The sequence below is a fragment of the Novacetimonas maltaceti genome, from assembly GCF_002906255.1.
GTDB lineage: Bacteria > Pseudomonadota > Alphaproteobacteria > Acetobacterales > Acetobacteraceae > Novacetimonas > Novacetimonas maltaceti.
The window spans coordinates 83,996-101,561 of the sequence record NZ_POTC01000007.1; the positions used below are offsets into that span (position 1 = coordinate 83,996).

A 17,566-nucleotide genomic window follows, 5' to 3' on the forward strand; every position below is an offset into this window, starting at 1 on the left:
CTGCGCATCCCTTCTAGCCCGCCACGGGATGCGCGCCAGTTCCTTTCACCCAACAGACAACAGGAAACGGACAGCCATGTCAGATACGAACAAGGCCGACCTCATCAACATGGACCTCAAGACCGGGCGCGTGGTCATCCGCCTGCGTCCCGACCTTGCGCCGCTCGCGGCGGAGCGCATCCGCACGCTGGCGGCCGAAGGGTTCTATGACAACACGCCGTTCCATCGCGTCATCCATGGTTTCATGGCGCAGGGTGGCGACCCGACCGGCACCGGCACGTCGGGCAGCAAGCTGCCGGACCTGAAGGCGGAATTCACCAACAAGGCGAAGTTCGAGCGCGGCACCGTCGGCATGGCCCGTACCATGAACCCCGACAGCGCCAACAGCCAGTTCTTCATCATGTTCGAACCCTCCCCCCATCTCGACGGCCAGTACACGATCGTCGGACAGGTGATCGAGGGCATGGACCATATCGACAAGGTCAAGCGTGGTGCGGGCCAGAGCGGCATGGTCCAGGACCCGGACCGCATCATCAAGATGCGCCCTGCCGACGCCGAGGCGTAAGGCACAATGGGCGGGGGCCGTGCTGGCGCGGCCCCTTTCCCTGCCCCCTATCATCATGTCGCTGCATGAAGACGGGCGGCCGGGGGCAACATCGGGACGTAGTTCCGGGCCACCGCCATGAAATCATGGCGTAATCGCCAACAACTTCCCTTTATATCAGCAATCTAGTCTGCTGATATATTTTCATCTTCTCCTTGACAGTCCGCATCAGGCCGCCTACACCCCCGCTTGAGCAGTTGCGGGACGTCAAGGCACGTCGGGCCATCCATGGCCTGATCCCTGTTACAGCAGGCCAGATCTCCCTTCGTGAGCCGGTAGCTCAGTCGGTAGAGCATTCGACTTTTAATCGAATGGTCGTGGGTTCGAATCCCACCCGGCTCACCACACATTTTCATGAAAATTCAGAAGTTTCGCCCCTTCAGGGTCAAAAGACATACCTGAAGGCTTCCAGCCGTTTCCAGCATCCTCAGCGGAAATGGCAGGGCTGGTCCAGCGTGGGGGCGATATCCATCTGCACGACCATCAGGTCCACCGCGCCATCACCGACATTCCCGCCAAGATGCCCCTTGCGCCCCCGCATCGGGCCAGACGGCAGCGGGCGGGTATTCTGGTCCTCGCCTAGCAGCACATCGCCCGGCCCCATCTCGACGCGGGTGCCGTCCATCGCCTGCACGAACCAGCGCCCGTGCAGGGGAACGATCCACTGCACCTTCGGGTCTTCGTGCCAGTCCCCGTTCCAGTGCGGCGGCTGCACCGTCATCAGCACGGTCGCACGCCCGTCGGGCTGCCGGTCCTGCCATTGCGGCCCGGCGGGGGGCGACATGCTTTTCAGCACGAACTGCGTCAGCGGACAGGTCGCGATATGGCTGACACCCTGCCTGTCGGTCCACATATGGTGATAGGTCAGGCGCGGCGGCGCGTCCTGCGCGGATGCGGCGTGCATCACGGTCGAGGGCAGCAGTACTGCCGCAATGGCAATGGCCTGCCACCCTGCCCGCCAGCAGGTGGGGACGCGTCGCAGGGTCATGTCATGGCACTCCTCATGGTATGAAACATCACGCAACCACGTCCCTGATGAACGCAGGAATCCGCGCAACCGGTGCACAGGTATGATGCGTTAATAATTAAAATACCAAAACGAGACTTATATTATAATTTTATGTCTTGTTTTTATGTATATTATGTCATATATAACCTGATACACACTATGTCGCTGCGTCCTGGCGACATCCATCCGGCCGAAATGCCGTGTCCGATCCCGGCCTTCGCCTGCGGACGCGCCACAAATGTATCATCGGGAGTGCACGCCACCCCGCGGCCACATGACATTCTGTGAGAACTGATGAGCCTTAATCCTGTCCTGTCTGCCGTAACGGATCGCGTGATCGCACGTTCTGCACGCTCGCGCGGTCATTATCTTGACCTGATCGCCCGTGAAAAGGACGCCGGCATCTCGCGCCCGCACCTGGCCTGCGGCAACCTTGCCCATGCCTTTGCCGCCGCCGGAGAGGACAAGCAGAGCATCCGCGCGCAGCGCGCGATGAATATCGGTATCATCACATCCTATAACGACATGCTGTCCGCGCACCAGCCCTATGGCCGGTATCCGGACCAGATCAAGGTCTTCGCGCGAGAGGTCGGGGCCACGGCGCAGGTGGCCGGCGCGACACCCGCGATGTGCGACGGCGTGACGCAGGGCCAGCCGGGGATGGAACTGTCGCTGTTCAGCCGCGACGTCATCGCGATGTCCACGGCCATCGGGCTGAGCCACGGGATGTACGAAGGTGTCGCGATGCTGGGCATCTGTGACAAGATCGTGCCCGGCCTGCTGATGGGGGCATTGCGCTTCGGTCACCTGCCCGCCATCCTGATCCCGTCCGGGCCGATGCCCTCGGGCATTTCCAACAGCGAGAAGCAGCGCGTGCGCCAGCTTTACGCCGAAGGGAAAGTGGACCGTGAACGCCTGATGGATTCAGAGGCCGCGTCCTACCACGCACCGGGCACCTGCACCTTCTACGGCACGGCCAACACCAACCAGATGCTGATGGAGGTCATGGGCCTGCACCTGCCCGGCTCTTCCTTCGTGCCGCCCAACACGAAACTGCGCCAGGAACTGACACGCGCGGCCATCCACCGGCTGGCGCAGATCGGGCCGAACGGCAACGACTACCGCCCGCTTGGCCACTGTGTCGATGAACGCGCCATCGTCAACGCCGCCGTTGGCCTGCTGGCGACGGGCGGCTCCACCAACCTTGCCATCCACATCCCGGCAATGGCGCGCGCGGCGGGCATCATCATCGACTGGGAGGACCTTGACCGCCTGTCGGCCGTGGTGCCGCAACTCACCCGTGTCTATCCCAACGGTTCCACCGACGTGAACGGCTTCCACCAGGTGGGCGGCATGCCCAGCCTGATCGGGTCGCTGCTCGATGCGGGGCTGCTGCATCCCGACATCCTGACCGTGACCGAAGGCGGCTTCACCCGGTACCGCACCACCCCGCACATGCGCGACGACCACCTGGTGTGGGAGGAGGCCGGTCCGTCGCGTGACGACACGGTCCTGCGCGCGCCCTCCGACCCGTTCCGCAGGGACGGCGGCATGCGCCTGATGCAGGGCAACCTCGGGCGCGGCATCTACAAGACCAGCGCGGTCGCCCCCGAACGCTGGACGATCGAGGCCCCGGCCCGCATCTTCGCGGACCAGCAGGACGTGATCGACGCGTTCAAGGCGGGGGAACTGGATCGCGACGTGATCGTGGTCGTGCGCTTCCAGGGACCGGCGGCGAACGGGATGCCCGAACTGCACCGCCTGACGCCGACGCTCAGCGTCCTGCAGGACCGTGGGCACAAGGTCGCGCTTGTCACCGATGGTCGCATGTCGGGCGCCAGCGGCAAGGTGCCCGCCGCCATCCATATCGGCCCCGAAGCGCATGCGGGCGGCCCGCTGTCACGCCTGCGTGACGGGGACATCGTGCGGGTCTGCGCGCAGTCGGGCCGTATCGAGGCGCTGGTCGACGCGGCGGAATGGGAACGGCGCCAGCCCGCGACCGGGCCGAAACCCGCCTTTGGCACGGGGCGCGAACTATTCGCGCTGATGCGCGGCGGGGTGGACAGTCCCGAACGCGGGGCCTCGGCCATCCTTGCCGGGATGGACCATATGGCCGAAGCCGAGGGGCTGTCGTAAAAGTCGGCACGCCCTTCCCTGTTCCCACGGACCCGAACCAAGGAAAATCCCATCGTGGCTACCATCGAAGACATCATGACGCTGTCGCCGGTCATCCCGGTGCTTGTCATCCATGACCCCGCCCATGCCCGTCCCGTGGCCGAAGCCCTTGTCGCGGGCGGCCTGCGCACGCTGGAGGTCACGCTGCGCACCGAGAGCGCCCTCGACGTCATTGCGGAAATGGCGAAGGTCGAAGGCGCGGTCGTCGGCGCGGGCACGGTGCTGAACCGGGCCGACCTTGACGCCAGCGTGCGGGCGGGCGCGCGCTTCATCGTCAGCCCCGGCCTGACCACGCCCCTGGCCCATGCGGCGCGGGATGCGGATGTGCCGCTGCTGCCGGGCATCGCCAATGCGGGCGACATCATGCGCGGGCTGGACCTCGGCCTGACGCGCTTCAAGTTCTTCCCGGCCGAGGCCTCGGGCGGGATCGCGGCGCTCAAGGCGCTGTCGGCCCCGTTCGGGCAGGTGCGCTTCTGCCCCACCGGCGGCATCCGCCAGGATACGGCGGCGAACTGGCTGGCGCTGCCGTCCGTGCTGTGCGTGGGCGGATCGTGGCTGGTGCCGTCGGGCACGCCGGACCTGGCCGACATCACGGCACGCGCCCGCGCGGCGGCGGCACTGGCGGCCTGATCCCGCACCTGCCGGCCGCCACTGTCAGGCGGTCAGGCGGAATGTCAGGTTGTAGCGCACATCCCCGCACAGCGGATGCTGCGCATGTGGCACGGGGGCGATCCCGTGCCATACCAGCCGTGACGGGCCACCCCACACCACGACATCGCCATTGCGCACCACGATGCGCCTTACGGGGGCCGATCGCGTCATGCCGCCCCACAGGAACACCGCCGATACGCCGAGCGAGATGGAAACGATGGGCGCATCACGCCGCTCGTCACGGTCCTGGTGCAGCCCCATCCGGTCCCCCGGGCCATAGCGGTTGATCAGGCCAGAATCCGGCGTGAATCCGTCATAGCCCGCCTTTCGCGCACATTCTTCCGCAATGTCCTGCAGCATGCCGGGCATTGGTGGCCAGGGCCGGCCCGTGCGGGGATCGTGCGTTTCATACCGGTATCCCGCCGCATCACTGACCCAGACACGCGCGCCACACCCGCTCATGCCCACCGACATGCGCCCCCCACCGGGCGTCGTCATGTGTCGCAACGGGGCGCGGCGCACGATGTCATCAATGGCCGACAGCAGGTCCACCGCCCGCGCACGGACAAGCCCCGGCAGCACGACCGCGCCGGGACCAAGGATTTCCGGCGTCCCGCGTCCCCGATCCGGCGGTTCTTCCATGTTGAACAGCGTGCCCTGCGTCACGGATGAGGTCTCCCCTGAAAAAGGCGATCATGACATGTGCATACATCCGATCCTCGCCATGTCGTTTGCCCGGATGCCATATTTATTCGAAGGAGCGGGACAACAGACCATACCCTTCGGCCGCGACGCCTGACGATGCGGGAACCCGCCGACTTTCCAGGGCGCGAGCCGGGCGGATATATTGACCCCCGCCCTGTGGTGCATTCTACTTGCCAGATGATGCCACTCCGTAATCATCGAGAAAAAATCGGCGTCCTTGGCAACAGTAATTTCGTAATATTCCTCATCGCGACATTCCTATCCAATATGGGAAGTGCGCTGGTCCCGGTCGCACTGTCTTTCGCCCTGTTCGCCAGGGGAGCGGGGACAGCGGGCGTAAGCGCGGTGCTCTGTGCCGAGGCCCTTGCCATGGCACTGCCGCTGCTGTTGGGAGGCGTTCTTGCGGACCGGCATCCACCTCGCCGCATCATGGTGGCCGCAGACCTGATGCGGGCTCTGACACAGGGCGTGCTTGCCTTGCTGCTGTTCGCGCCGTCCCTGTCATATGTCGCGGTCATTCCACTTTCCGTGCTCCTTGGGCTTGGCAATGCGCTGGACGTCCCCGGTCGCAACCGACTGCTGACCCAGATCGTGCCGCCCACCCTGCTGCCCGGCGCCAACTCAATGGTCATGATGGCAATCTCCTTTGCGGGGCTTCTGGGTCCGGCCATCGGCGGGTTACTTGTTGCCAGTACCGGCGCGGGATGGGCGGTTGCGCTGGACGCGCTCAGCTATCTGGCCAATGCGGGCCTGCTGCTGGCATTGGCGCCCAAAGAGGGATGTTCAACCGGGGAAGGCAGCGGACCGGGCATGCTGACGGCCCTGTGCGAAGGATGGACGGCATTTGCCAGCAGGCGGTGGCTGTGGATGATGGTCTGCCTGTTTGCTGTGATGCAGACGCTATCATGGGCGCCTGCGGAAATCCTCGGCGCGTCGATTTTTTCCCGACGCGCGCATGGTGCTCCACACTGGGGAGTCCTTCTCTCAGCAATGGGCACTGGCGCTACGGCTGGCGCCCTGATGGCTCTGCGTTTTCAGCCAAGGCGGCCCCTGCGCGCAGTCCTGTTGTGGCTGCTGGTCTATCCGCTGACCCCGGCATGTCTGGCGGGTTCGTGGCCATTCTGGGCGCAGGTGCTCTGCTTTTTCCTCGGTGGGATCGAGATGGCGCATGTCAACATCGTCTGGGAAAGCACGCTTCAGCGCGCCATCCCGCCTGAGATGCTTTCACGTGTGTCCGCGTATGACGCCCTGGGGTCGTTTTGCCTGATGCCCATGGGGTATGTCCTGGCAGGTCCGATGGCCCTGACCTTTGGGACAGCCGGGACATTGTGGCTGGGCGCTGCTGCCGTGATGATGTCCATCATGGTTCCGCTGCTGTTTGGCAAAGTGGACAGCGTCGTACTGGCGGACTCCCCGTAAGCTGGGATCCGGTCATATGACCGCCCGGAAATTTCGATGGCCGCCGCCATGAAAAAAGGCCACCCGCGAAGGATGGCCTTTTCACCGTTACGAAAAACCGGACGGGCGATCAGAAGCTGTTGTCGTCGCCTGCGTCGAACCCGCCACCATCGTCAAAGCCACCCGCATCGCCGCCACCAGCGTCCCCGCCGGCGTCAAAGCCCTGGTCGGCGGTCGTGCCGCTGCCCGCAAACGGATCGGCACCGGCGCCCGCGCCGGAATCGCCATAGTTGTTGTTGATGATGGTCTCCCCACCACCTGCGGGCATGCCCGCGCCAAAGCCTGCGCCATCGCTGTCATGATGGCCACTGAACAGGCCCGTCAGGGCGTTGCCCACCATCATGCCACCGGCAACACCCGCCGCCGTCGTCAGGGCGGAACCAAGGAAGCCCGACCCGCGCTGCGGGAACATGCCCGGCTGCATCCCCGGCGGATAGACCGGCTGCGGCGGGGCGGACGGTGCGGCACCCGCGCCCCAGCCCGGCGGCGGCGCGGCGGGGCGGGGTGCGGACTGTTGTGCCGCGCCGCCACCGAACATGCCGCTGAAGAACCCGCCCGAACGTGCGGGCTGGGGGGCGGCCTGCGGCTGTGCCTGCTGCTGTGCCGTGGCAAGCTGCTGCTGCGCCTGCTGCAGTTCCCACTGCAACTGGCGGATGCGGTTCTGCGCCTCCGCCAGGGCGGCTTCCTGCACCACGGCCATCTGGGTGACGCGATAGCGCGCCTCGGGGTATTTCTGGAACATCTCCCCGATATACTGGTCGGCCTGCGGGTCGATCGGCGGCAGCGAGGACGCCGTCTGCGGCACGCTGCCCGTGCTTGCGCCACTGACACGGGCGAAGAACTGTGCGATCAGATCGCGTTCCTGAGTATTCATCGTAATTCCATCCTGCTCCACACAAGGAAACTGACCCAGCCACCAATCATGTGGCGCGCGGTGCGCCAATGCGCAAGACCCCACGCCATGCAGGCAACGGACAGCCACACGGCACGCCCCGCCTTTCGGTCGGGACGACATAACGGTATGCTGTTCGCAGCAATTGCGCCAGATGGCGCAGACCCGTCCCCGTTCAACGGAGCATCCTGTTCATGGACCCGGCCCCCGTGCCCCGATCATCCCGTACGCGCCCCCTGTCGTTCCAGGGGCTTATCCTGAAACTGCACCAGTTCTGGTCCGAACAGGGCTGCGCCATCCTCCAGCCCTATGATACGGAAGTTGGCGCAGGCACGCTGTCGCCGCATACCACGCTGCGCGCGCTGGGCCCGCGCCCGTGGAAGGCGGCGTATGTGCAGCCCTGCCGCCGCCCGTCGGACGGGCGTTACGGGGAAAACCCCAACCGCCTGCAGCATTACTACCAGTATCAGGTCCTGCTGAAGCCCACGCCCGAAGACAGCCAGAAGCTGCTGCTTGACAGTTATCGCGCCATCGGGATCGATCCGATGGAACATGACATCCGCTTTGTCGAGGATGACTGGGAAAACCCGACCATCGGGGCATGGGGACTGGGCTGGGAGGTCTGGTGCGACGGGATGGAGGTGACGCAGTTCACCTATTTCCAGCAGGTCGGCGGCATCCCCACCGTCATGCCGTCCACGGAACTGACCTACGGGCTCGAACGCCTTGCGATGTACGTGCAGGGGATCGAGAACGTCTATGACCTCGACTTCAATGGCCACGGCCTGACCTATGGCGATGTGTTCCTGCGCGCCGAACGCGATTATTCGCGCCATAATTTCGAGGCCGCGGACGTGGAAATGCTCCACCGCCATTTCATCGACGCGGAACGCGAATCCACGGCCCTTGCCGAGCTTGGCCTGGCGCAGCCCGCCTATGACCAGTGCCTGAAGGCCAGCCACCTGTTCAACCTCCTCGATGCGCGCGGCGTCATCAGCGTCAGCGAACGCGCCTCGTATATCGGCCGCGTGCGCGCGCTTGCGAAGCGATGCTGCGAAGCCTGGCTGGCGGGCGAAGGATAACAAGATCATGCCCGAACTCCTGCTTGAACTCTTTTCCGAGGAAATCCCCGCCCGCATGCAGCAGCGCGCGGCGGAAGACCTGCAGCGCCTGCTGACGGAGGCGCTGTCCCCCCTCAACCCGTGCAATCCGCGCACCTTTGCCGGGCCACGGCGCATCGCCATTTCGCTCGACATTGATGCGACGGTGCCGGGCAGTACCGTCAACGAACGTGGCCCGCGCGAAAGCGCGCCGGAGAAGGCGCTGGCCGGTTTCATGCGCAAGCATGGGGTCGAACGCGACGCGCTGGTGCTGGAAAACGGGTTCTGGGTCCTGCGGCGCGAAGTACCCGCCGTGCAGGCCGCAACCCACATCACCGCCACCCTCCCCGCATTGCTGCGCCGCTTCCCGTGGCCCAAGTCGATGCGCTGGGGCGTGGGCAGCAGCTTCACATGGGTGCGCCCGCTGCGCCGGATCGCCTGCCTGCTCGACGGGCAGGTCGTGCCGTTCTCCCTGGCCGAAGGCGAGGATAACGGCCACGGCCTGGTGGCCGCCAACCTGACCGAGGGGCACCGCTTCACCGCGCCGGGCGCGTTTGCCGTAACCGGCACGCAGGACTGGCTATCGGGCCTGCGCGCGCGTCAGGTCGAACCCTGTGCCAAGGCCCGCCGCACCAGAATTGCCGAAGGTGTCGCCCGCCTTGCCGCCGAAGAAGGGCTGAGCGTCGTCTCCGACCCCGCCCTGATTGACGAGGTCGCGGGCCTGACGGAATGGCCGGTGCCGTTCCTGGGGCAGATCGACGATGAATTCATGACCCTGCCGCCAGAGGTGATGCAGGTGTCGATGCGCGTCAACCAGCGTTATTTCGCGCTGCGCAACGCCGATGGCTCCGCCGCCCCGCGCTTTGCCTTCGTCGCGAACATGGAACCGTCTGACGGTGGTGCGCTGACGATCGCGGGCAACGAACGGGTGCTGCGCGCCCGCTTTGCCGATGCCCGGCATTTCTGGGACCTCGACCGCACCCACACGCTCGAAAGCCGCGTGGCGCAGCTTGACCGCATCGTCTTCCATGCCGCCCTTGGCAGCCAGGGGGAACGGGTGCGGCGCATCGTGCGGCTTGCCGGGCTGATCGCCCCCATGGTGGGCGCGGACCCGAAGCAGGCCGAACGCGCCGCCCTGCTGTGCAAGGCGGACCTGACGACCGGCATGGTCGGCGAATTCCCCGAACTTCAGGGCACGATGGGCGCCTATTACGCCCGCCATGATGGGGAGGACAGCGCGGTCGCCGATGCGATTGGCGAACATTACATGCCGCGCGGGCAGCATGACGGCGTGCCCCATGCGCCCGTCTCCATTGCCGTCGCACTCGCGGACAAGATCGACAGCCTTGTCGCATTCTTCGCGGCGGGGGAAAAGCCGGGCGGGTCGGGTGATCCGTACGCCCTGCGCCGCGCGGCCCTTGGCCTGATCCGCATCATTCGCGAAAACCACCTGCGTCTCGACCTTGCGGAACTTTTCGTCATGGCGGCCCATGGCCTGCCCGAAAACCTGCGGCTGGCCCCGGACCTTGACCTGCTGCCGCAGTTCGTGGCCGAACGCCTGCGCGTGCAGTTGCGTAACGAGGGCGCGCGCCACGACATCCTGGCCGCCGTGTCGGTCGGCAATACCGACACCGACATCACCCGCCTGCTGGCGCGCAGCGACGCGCTGGCGGAAATGCTGGCGACGGAGGACGGGCGCAACCTGCTGGCGGCGACCCGGCGCGCGGCCAACATCCTGCGTATCGAGGACCGCAAGGACGGCCCCCACGAAGGCGCCCCCGACCCCGCCCTGTATGCACAGGATGAGGAACGCGCCCTTGCCGATGCGCTGGCGCATACGATCCCGGCGGTGGAAAACGCCATCAGCGAGGAACGCTTCGCCGACGCCATGCGCGATGTCGCCCACCTGCGCCCCGTGCTGGACCGGTTTTTCGAGGACGTCACCGTCAATGCCGAAGACGCCGCCATACGTCGCAACCGCCTGCGCCTGCTGTCGGAACTGCGCCGCATGACCGTGCTGATCGCGGATTTCAGCCAGATCGAGGGCTGATCCCACGCCCCCGTTGCCATGTGCGCGGGGGCGGCTATCTCAGGGGCTTTGCCCCTGAAACCCCACCAAAGGGTATTACCCTTTGGAAACCATGATTTCCTGACAGATCAGGGTGCAGGAAGCGCGCTCCTTGCCGGGTCCGGGCAGCGCCCGGATGCACCATGCACGTAATCACGTCGCACACTCAGAAACCTGGCTGTCCCTACGCCAGATAGACAAGCCGCGCCACCTGCCCGCGCCGCACGACCACCACCGCGTTCTGCCGATACCGCCGGGCAAGACGCAGCGCCGGGGCAAGGTCCATTTCCACCGCATAAAGCGGTTCGGACCATCGGCCCAGTCGCCCTTCACCCAGATGGTGGGGCACATGGCGCAGGTCGCGGGCCAGGCGCGCCATCATGCGGGCATTCCACCCATCCAGCCGCCGCCGCCCGCCGGGATTGCACGCACTCAGCATCACGACCGTCCCCCGCCGGGGCAGGCCTGCATCATCAGGGCGCTGCCCCACCCGGACAACCGGCAGCGGGTCCGCGTGATAGGTGCTGAGGCGATAGGAACGGCGGGTGGCGGCAGAGGAAGGCAGGATGCCGCTCATGTATCCTTGTCCGTCGTTTCACCAAAGGTGGAGTTGCGATGCACCCATGCCGAAAGCAGCAGCCCGAAGCCGAACATCACCATCAGCATCGCCGACCCGCCATAGGAAATCAGCGGCAGCGGCACGCCGCCCACCGGGATCGCCCCCATCACCATCGACAGGTTGACCGCGCAGTAGAGAAAGAAATTCATGCTGATCCCCAGCCCCAGCAACCGCCCGAACTGGTTGCGGCTGCGGATCGCGATCAGCATGCCCCCCAGGATCATCACCAGCAGCAGTCCGATCACCGCCGCCCCCCCGACATACCCCCATTCCTCCGCGATCATGGTGAAGATGAAGTCGGTCTGCTTTTCAGGCAGGAAGTTGAGTTGCCCCTGCGTGCCATGCAGGTATCCCTGCCCCCACATCCCGCCAGACCCCAGCGCGATCTTGGACTGGATGATGTTGTAGCCCGCGCCCAGCGGATCATTTTCAGGGTGCAGGAAGGTGATGACCCGCGCCTTCTGATAATCATGCAGGTGGTTGTAGGCGATCTTGGTCAGGAACGGCAGCGGCGCCGCCAGCAGCGCGATCTGCCACAGACGCATCCCGGCGGCGAAGAACAGGCTGGCCCCCACGGTCGCGATGATGACCGCAGTCCCTAGGTTCGGCTCCTTCAGCACCAGCCCCACCGGGATCAGCACCATCAGCGCGGGCGGAAACAGGTAGAGCGGGTTGCCCATGTCACGGTAGCTGATCTTGTGAAACCAGCTTGCCAGCACCAGCACCAGCGCGATCTTCGCCAGTTCGGACGGCTGGACCTGCAGGCCCCCGATCATCAGCCACCGCTCCGCCCCCTTGCCGACATGTCCCATGCGCAGCACCGCCACAAGCAGCAGCAGTGAAACGCCATAAAGCGGCCAGGCAAGGCGCACCAGCACGGTCGGGCTCATCAGCGCGACACCCAGCATCATCACCAGCCCGAAGCAGAAACGGATGGTCTGCGGTTCGGCAAACGGGCGTGACGTCCCGCCACCCGCGGAATACAGCGCCCCGTATCCCACCGCCGCCAGCAGGCAGATCAGCACGACATAGATCCAGTTGACCTGCCACAGCTTGGCAAGGATCTGGAAATTGGGTTCCGCCCGCAGCAGGCGTTTCTGGAAATTCATGTCAGTCCCCCGGCAGGCATGGCCATCGCACGAGCGTATGCGATGGGCCACCCCACGCCAATGGCGCGATCGTTATCCTTGGTCCACGTCCGCCTGCGCCACTTCCTGGCCCGGCGATTCCTTGTGGTTGACCGGATCGCGCATCAATGTGTCGGTCATGATATCACGCGCCAGCGGGGCCGCGACCTCCGCCCCGGCATTGCCGTGCTCCACCACCACGGCCGCCGCGTAACGCGGCGCGTCATAGGGGGCAAAGCAGATGAACAGCGCATGCGGGCGATATTCCCACGGCAGGTTGGCGGAATTGAAATGCCCGCTTTCACGCATCGCGCGCGATACGCGCCGCACCTGCGCCGACCCGGTCTTGCCCGCCATCTGCACGCCCGGAATGGCAAGGCGCGCCTTGGGCGCGGTGCCGCTTTCCTCGTTCACGACGGCATACATCCCCTCGCGGATCGCATTGAGGAAATGGTCGGGCATGTTTTCCATCGGCCCGGCATGGTCAAGCGCCGCCACATCGCCCAGTCGGCCACCGACCGCGCGCACCAGATGCGGCTGCACGTTGCGTCCGCTGGCAATGCGCGAGGCATAGGTCGCAAGCTGCAGCGGCGTGACCTGCATGAAGCCCTGCCCGATGCCGCTGACGATGGTGTCGCCCCCGTTCCAGTGATGCCCGTGCGCGCGCCGCCATTGCGGGGTCGGGATCAGCCCCTGGCGCACATGCGGCAGTTCGATGTCCAGCGGCGCGCCAAGCCCGAACTGGTGCGACGCCAGCGCGATCGGGTCCATGCCGGTGCGGCGCGCGACCTCGTAGAAAAAGACGTCGCAGGAGAATTTCAGCCCCTGCTTGAGCGTAAGCGACCCATGGCCATAGCGCGACCAGCAGTGAAAGCGCGTGCCACCGACATCGATATAGCCGGGACAGTTGATGCGGTCATTGGGCGACAGGGTGCCCGCGCGCAATGCCGCCATCGCCACCGCCGGCTTGAAGGTGGAGCCGGGCGGATACAGGCCCGACACCGCCTTGTTGATCAGGGGCGTCTGGCTGTTGTTCGTCCATTCGATCCACTGCGCCTGGCTGACGCCGCTGTCGAACAGTGACGGGTCAAAGGAAGGATTGCTGACCATGGCCAGCACTTCGCCATTGCGGCAGTCCATGACGACGGCGCTGGCGGACTGGTCGGCGATGCGGCCAAGCACCTGCTGCTGCAACCCGCTGTCGAGTGTCAGGGTGATCTCGTTGCCCGGCTGTCCCTCGTCACGGTCAAGCTCGGCCATGATGCGGCCGACGGCGTTGACCTCCATCTCCACCGACCCGACCTGCCCGCGCAGCCCCTGGTCCTGCGTCTGCTCGATGCCCGAACGTCCCACGCGCATCCCCGGCAGGGCGAGTTCCGCATCACGCGCCACGTCCTTTTCCGACGGAGGGGCCACATACCCCACCACATGCGCCAGCAGCGGGCCAAAGGGATAGACCCGCGTCGTGCCCACATCGATCAGCACGCCCGGCAGCGACGGCATGTTGAGTTCCAGCCGCGCCATGTCATCCCACGACAGGAAGTCACGCAGCATGATGGGAATGAAGCGCCGCTTGTGCCGCAACTCGCGCTCGATCCGCGCGGTGTCGCGTGGCTCCATCGGGACAAGCTGGGCGAAGCGTTCCAGCGTGCCGGGCAGGTCGTTCGTCTCCTCAGCCAGCAGGAGCGCGCGCCAGTTCACCTTGTTCGCCGCGACCGCAATGCCGAAACGGTCGGTAATGCGCCCACGCGGCGGCGCAAAAAAGCGTTTGCTTAACCAATTGTTTTCCGCAAGCCGTGCATAATGGCTGCCATCACGAACCTGAAGGCCGTAAAGGCGTTGGGCCAGCGTGCCCAGCACAGCCCCCTGCGCCGCCATCAACAGCAGCGCGCGACGCGTGAAAACACCCCGGGAAGGATTCTTGCCTTCCTCCGGGCGGGTCATCAGCCGCGTACCTGTTTTCTTAGTGCGAAACTTCATTCACCCATCCGGGCAGATCGGAAGACGTCTGATCCATCAGCCCTGTTCAGGCGCGATTCGCGTCGTTGACGATAAAGCGGTAAGTCCAGACGAATATGACATAAAGCACCGGAAAGCTGCCGAATGCCAAGATGCTTTCGAACATGAATGGTATCGTTTCCACAAGATGCAGCGCCAGCGCCGAACACAGCACCCATTGCAGCGCGGTCGCGAACACCATGACGATGCCGAACACCAGCCACAGCACAAAGACATTCAGCCGCGCCAGCATGTAACGCCCCGAAAGCCCGATGCCATGCACCACCAGCATGATGAGCAGCATGACACCCGGTGGCTCGAAACTCAGCAGGTCGACACACAGCCCCAGCCCGAACACCGCGACCGATGGCATCAGCGCCGGGCGGAAGACCGACCACAGGAACACCGACACCTGCACGATGGCGGGCATCAGTTCCGCCTGCGCGGGGATATTGAGCGGCGCGGACAGCACCAGCGTCACCAGCAGCACGAACAGGCACGGCAGGCAGTGCCGCATGAACAGGTCCGTGCCGTGGGCCAGTCCGGCGCGCGGCTGGATCTCGGGTTTCAGCGATGGCGGGGGAAGCGGCTTCATCCATGCACCCCTTCATCCCCGCTTCGGCTGGAACTGGGGCGGAAGGGTCATGGTCCGCCCGACGGAAGGCAGCGGGATGCGCCCCGGCGCGTCAGGCGGGACAACCGCATCGGCATAGTTGAAGATCCGCAGGATATCGAGGTGTTCCAGTCCCGCGGCGGGAATCACCACCGGCGTGCCGGGACGCAGGTAATGGACATGCCCCACCGGAAGGCCCGCAGGCAGGGATTCGATTTCGCCGTTGGTCACGACGCGCTCCCCCTCCACCGGCATGTTGTCCTGCGGGTAATAGATGATCTTTGGCGTGGCGGAATTGTCCCCCGCCATGATCGCCGCCGCATGGCTGGATTCCAGGGTCACGGGCAGCCTGCTGGAGGAATCGGTGATCAGCAGCACGCGCGCCGAACGCTTGCCCACCTCGGTGACGCGCCCGGCAAGGCCCGCGCCGTCAAGGGCGATGCCGTCCTTGCGCACGTTGGTATCTGGATTGATCGACAGCAGCACCGCGCGCGCATACAGGCCGCTGGTATCACGCACCACGCGCCCGGTGACATAGGAGGGGGCATCGTCGGGAATCCAGTGCAGGTTGGCCTTCAGCGTCGCATTTTCATCCGCCAGCGCCGCCGCCACGTCGTACCAGTGCTGCAGGTTGGCATTTTCCGTGCGCAGGCGGATGTTTTCCGCCTCCAGGTTGCGGATGTCCTGAAGATTCCCCGAAAGTTCACGCAACCGCGCCTGCGGCCATGCCACAAGGCCATAGGCCGGGGCAAGCATGTCGGCCACCTGCATGCGCACATGTTCGATCAGGGGTCGGTCCGCCTTGCCCAGCAGGATGATGCCGCAGGCGACAAGGATCAGGAATGGCAGCACAAGCTTGCCCATCGCCTGACGGGACTGGATGGAAACCGGCATCACCATGCCCCTTTTCCGCACCTGTCCACGCGCCGGCCGGACCTATCGAACGTGCCTGAGCGCCGGCCCCCCATAGTCCTGCATTCCCCTTGTCTTGTCTTGCGCCTGCGCCACGCCGGACTGTGGCATGGCGTCGATAGTCAGTACATGCTTGTCAGCACATTGCGCAACCGCTTCATTTCCTCAAGCGCCCGGCCGGTGCCCATCGCGACGCATGACAGCGCGTCCTCCGCCACCGTCACCGGCAGGCCGGTCGCACGGCGCAGCACCTCGTCAAGGCGATACAGCAGCGCGCCACCACCCGTCAGCACAATGCCCTTGTCCACGATATCGGCGGCAAGTTCGGGCGGCGTGTTTTCCAGCGCGGTGGTCACCGCATCAAGGATCTGGCTGACCGGTTCGGCAAGGCTTTCGGCAATCTGCGCCTGCGACACCACTACTTCACGCGGCACGCCGTTGATCAGGTCGCGCCCCTTGACCTCCCGCCATGGGCCGGGGTCGTCCGGATCATCGGGCGGGATGGCGGAGCCGAGGCCGATCTTGATCTGCTCGGCAGAGCTTTCACCGATCAGCAGGTTATGGTTGCGCCGGATGTAGGAGATGATCGCCTCATCCATCTTGTCGCCGCCAACCCTGACGGAGCGGGCATAGACGATGCCGCCAAGGGAGATGACCGCCACTTCCGTCGTGCCACCGCCAATGTCGACGATCATGCTGCCCGACGGTTCTGTCACCGGCAGGCCCGCGCCGATCGCCGCCGCCATCGGCTCCTCGATCAGGAAGACCTTGCGCGCGCCGGCACTCTCGGCGCTTTCCTGGATGGCGCGCCGCTCGACCGCGGTTGACCCGGACGGGACACATACGATAATCAACGGGCTGGCAAACATGCGCCGATTATGCACCTTGCGGATGAAGTGCTTGATCATCTCTTCCGCAACTTCAAAATCGGCAATCACGCCATCGCGCAGGGGGCGAATGGCCGTGATATTGCCAGGGGTGCGGCCAACCATCAGCTTGGCTTCCTCCCCAACGGCCAGAACCTGTTTCTTGCCCCGCACCTCGGCCAGGGCAACGACCGAAGGTTCATTCAGGACGACACCGCGTCCCTTGACATAGACCAGTGTATTGGCCGTGCCGAGGTCAATCGCCATATCAGCGGACAGCAGACCCAGCACACGAGCAAACATCCAAAACTCCCGACAACAAACCAGCCATGACCCATTCCGCAGCTTCGACCCGATGGCACGGCCATGCCGCGCCTGTCGCCTGTCGAAAAATCTGGATCAGGTCGAGGGCTTACCGGTGCTGACGGATGGGAGCAAGAGGAGAGATGGTTTTAATTCGTTAATTCATGGCCGCCAAGGCGCTTTGTTACAAAATGCCCAAATTTTATCACGCAGGATATCCTTTCCTGTGCGGCGCACACTACAATATGACCCCTTGCCGGACGCGGCAGTTCCGCCGTCCCCGCACATGAGATTGATGAGAATGATCCTGCACGATTTACTGCGCCGACCGCTGGCGATCGCGACCCTTGCCGTCGCCTCCATGACGACGGTTGCCTGCACCGACAATTATGACCCCGGTCAGCGCGCGATCGCTGGTGGCCTGATCGGGGCGGGCGGGGGCGCCGCGATCGGCGCGCTTGCCGGC

The 17,566-nt window shown here is 65.0% G+C and carries 15 protein-coding genes and 1 tRNA gene; 7 read left to right on the forward strand and 9 right to left on the reverse strand.

Going from position 1 to position 17,566, the window contains the following annotated elements:
* Nucleotides 1-76 precede the first annotated feature (76 nt).
* Together KMAL_RS04445 and KMAL_RS04450 are read left to right on the forward strand one after the other, a co-directional pair.
* A complete protein-coding gene (locus tag KMAL_RS04445; RefSeq protein WP_110094542.1) occupies nucleotides 77-565 on the forward strand; it encodes a peptidylprolyl isomerase in 489 nt (162 codons plus the stop codon).
* Between the two features lie 308 nt (nucleotides 566-873).
* A tRNA-Lys gene (locus KMAL_RS04450) sits at nucleotides 874-949 on the forward strand.
* Nucleotides 950-1,031: 82 nt separating this feature from the next.
* Here KMAL_RS04450 and KMAL_RS04455 read toward each other — a convergent pair.
* Nucleotides 1,032-1,508: a cupin domain-containing protein gene (locus tag KMAL_RS04455; RefSeq protein WP_110094574.1), complete on the reverse strand. Its 477-nt coding sequence runs from the start codon at nucleotides 1,506-1,508 to the stop codon at nucleotides 1,032-1,034.
* Between the two features lie 399 nt (nucleotides 1,509-1,907).
* Here KMAL_RS04455 and edd point away from each other — a divergent pair, with 399 nt between their 5' ends.
* Nucleotides 1,908-3,749 (forward strand): phosphogluconate dehydratase, encoded by a 1,842-nt coding sequence (gene edd, locus KMAL_RS04460; RefSeq protein ID WP_110094543.1) that lies wholly within the window; start codon nucleotides 1,908-1,910, stop codon nucleotides 3,747-3,749.
* Nucleotides 3,750-3,803: 54 nt separating this feature from the next.
* The gene (gene eda / locus KMAL_RS04465; RefSeq protein WP_110094544.1) at nucleotides 3,804-4,418 is read left to right on the forward strand and encodes a bifunctional 4-hydroxy-2-oxoglutarate aldolase/2-dehydro-3-deoxy-phosphogluconate aldolase; all 615 of its coding nucleotides are present in this window, start codon (nucleotides 3,804-3,806) and stop codon (nucleotides 4,416-4,418) included.
* Between the two features lie 24 nt (nucleotides 4,419-4,442).
* On the opposite strand, the gene alkB is transcribed toward eda, so the two are convergent.
* Nucleotides 4,443-5,081, reverse strand: coding sequence for a DNA oxidative demethylase AlkB (gene alkB / locus KMAL_RS04470; protein ID WP_110094575.1), 639 nt, complete (start codon nucleotides 5,079-5,081; stop codon nucleotides 4,443-4,445).
* 243 nt (nucleotides 5,082-5,324) lie between these two features.
* Here alkB and KMAL_RS04475 point away from each other — a divergent pair, with 243 nt between their 5' ends.
* Nucleotides 5,325-6,563, forward strand: a complete 1,239-nt coding sequence (locus KMAL_RS04475; RefSeq protein WP_275399305.1) for an MFS transporter — start codon at nucleotides 5,325-5,327, stop codon at nucleotides 6,561-6,563.
* 109 nt (nucleotides 6,564-6,672) lie between these two features.
* Here KMAL_RS04475 and KMAL_RS04480 read toward each other — a convergent pair whose 3' ends face one another.
* Nucleotides 6,673-7,476 carry a DUF2076 domain-containing protein gene (locus KMAL_RS04480; RefSeq protein WP_110094546.1) on the reverse strand — a complete coding sequence of 268 codons (804 nt, stop codon included), beginning with the start codon at nucleotides 7,474-7,476 and terminating at the stop codon, nucleotides 6,673-6,675.
* A 212-nt stretch (nucleotides 7,477-7,688) separates the two neighbouring features.
* Between KMAL_RS04480 and KMAL_RS04485 the strand changes: the two genes are divergently transcribed.
* Nucleotides 7,689-8,576 (forward strand): glycine--tRNA ligase subunit alpha, encoded by an 888-nt coding sequence (locus KMAL_RS04485; RefSeq protein ID WP_110094547.1) that lies wholly within the window; start codon nucleotides 7,689-7,691, stop codon nucleotides 8,574-8,576.
* Between the two features lie 7 nt (nucleotides 8,577-8,583).
* Nucleotides 8,584-10,644, forward strand: a complete 2,061-nt coding sequence (gene glyS / locus KMAL_RS04490) for a glycine--tRNA ligase subunit beta (protein WP_110094548.1) — start codon at nucleotides 8,584-8,586, stop codon at nucleotides 10,642-10,644.
* 202 nt (nucleotides 10,645-10,846) lie between these two features.
* Here glyS and KMAL_RS04495 read toward each other — a convergent pair whose 3' ends face one another.
* From KMAL_RS04495 to KMAL_RS04520, 6 genes are all read right to left on the reverse strand, one after another.
* Nucleotides 10,847-11,239: a DUF3293 domain-containing protein gene (locus KMAL_RS04495; protein ID WP_110094549.1), complete on the reverse strand. Its 393-nt coding sequence runs from the start codon at nucleotides 11,237-11,239 to the stop codon at nucleotides 10,847-10,849.
* Entirely contained in the window at nucleotides 11,236-12,390 is a 1,155-nt protein-coding gene (rodA, locus tag KMAL_RS04500) for a rod shape-determining protein RodA (RefSeq protein ID WP_110094550.1), read from the reverse strand. Before rodA ends, KMAL_RS04495 begins: the two co-directional genes overlap by 4 nt.
* Before the next feature lie 72 nt (nucleotides 12,391-12,462).
* Complete coding sequence (gene mrdA / locus KMAL_RS04505; RefSeq protein ID WP_110094551.1) at nucleotides 12,463-14,388, reverse strand: penicillin-binding protein 2; 1,926 nt, start codon at nucleotides 14,386-14,388, stop codon at nucleotides 12,463-12,465.
* 46 nt (nucleotides 14,389-14,434) lie between these two features.
* A complete protein-coding gene (locus KMAL_RS04510) occupies nucleotides 14,435-15,001 on the reverse strand; it encodes a rod shape-determining protein (protein WP_110094552.1) in 567 nt (188 codons plus the stop codon).
* Nucleotides 15,002-15,013: 12 nt separating this feature from the next.
* A complete protein-coding gene (gene mreC, locus KMAL_RS04515; protein ID WP_408887888.1) occupies nucleotides 15,014-15,916 on the reverse strand; it encodes a rod shape-determining protein MreC in 903 nt (300 codons plus the stop codon).
* A gap of 137 nt (nucleotides 15,917-16,053) precedes the next feature.
* Complete coding sequence (locus tag KMAL_RS04520; protein ID WP_110094553.1) at nucleotides 16,054-17,100, reverse strand: rod shape-determining protein; 1,047 nt, start codon at nucleotides 17,098-17,100, stop codon at nucleotides 16,054-16,056.
* Nucleotides 17,101-17,566 lie beyond the last annotated feature (466 nt).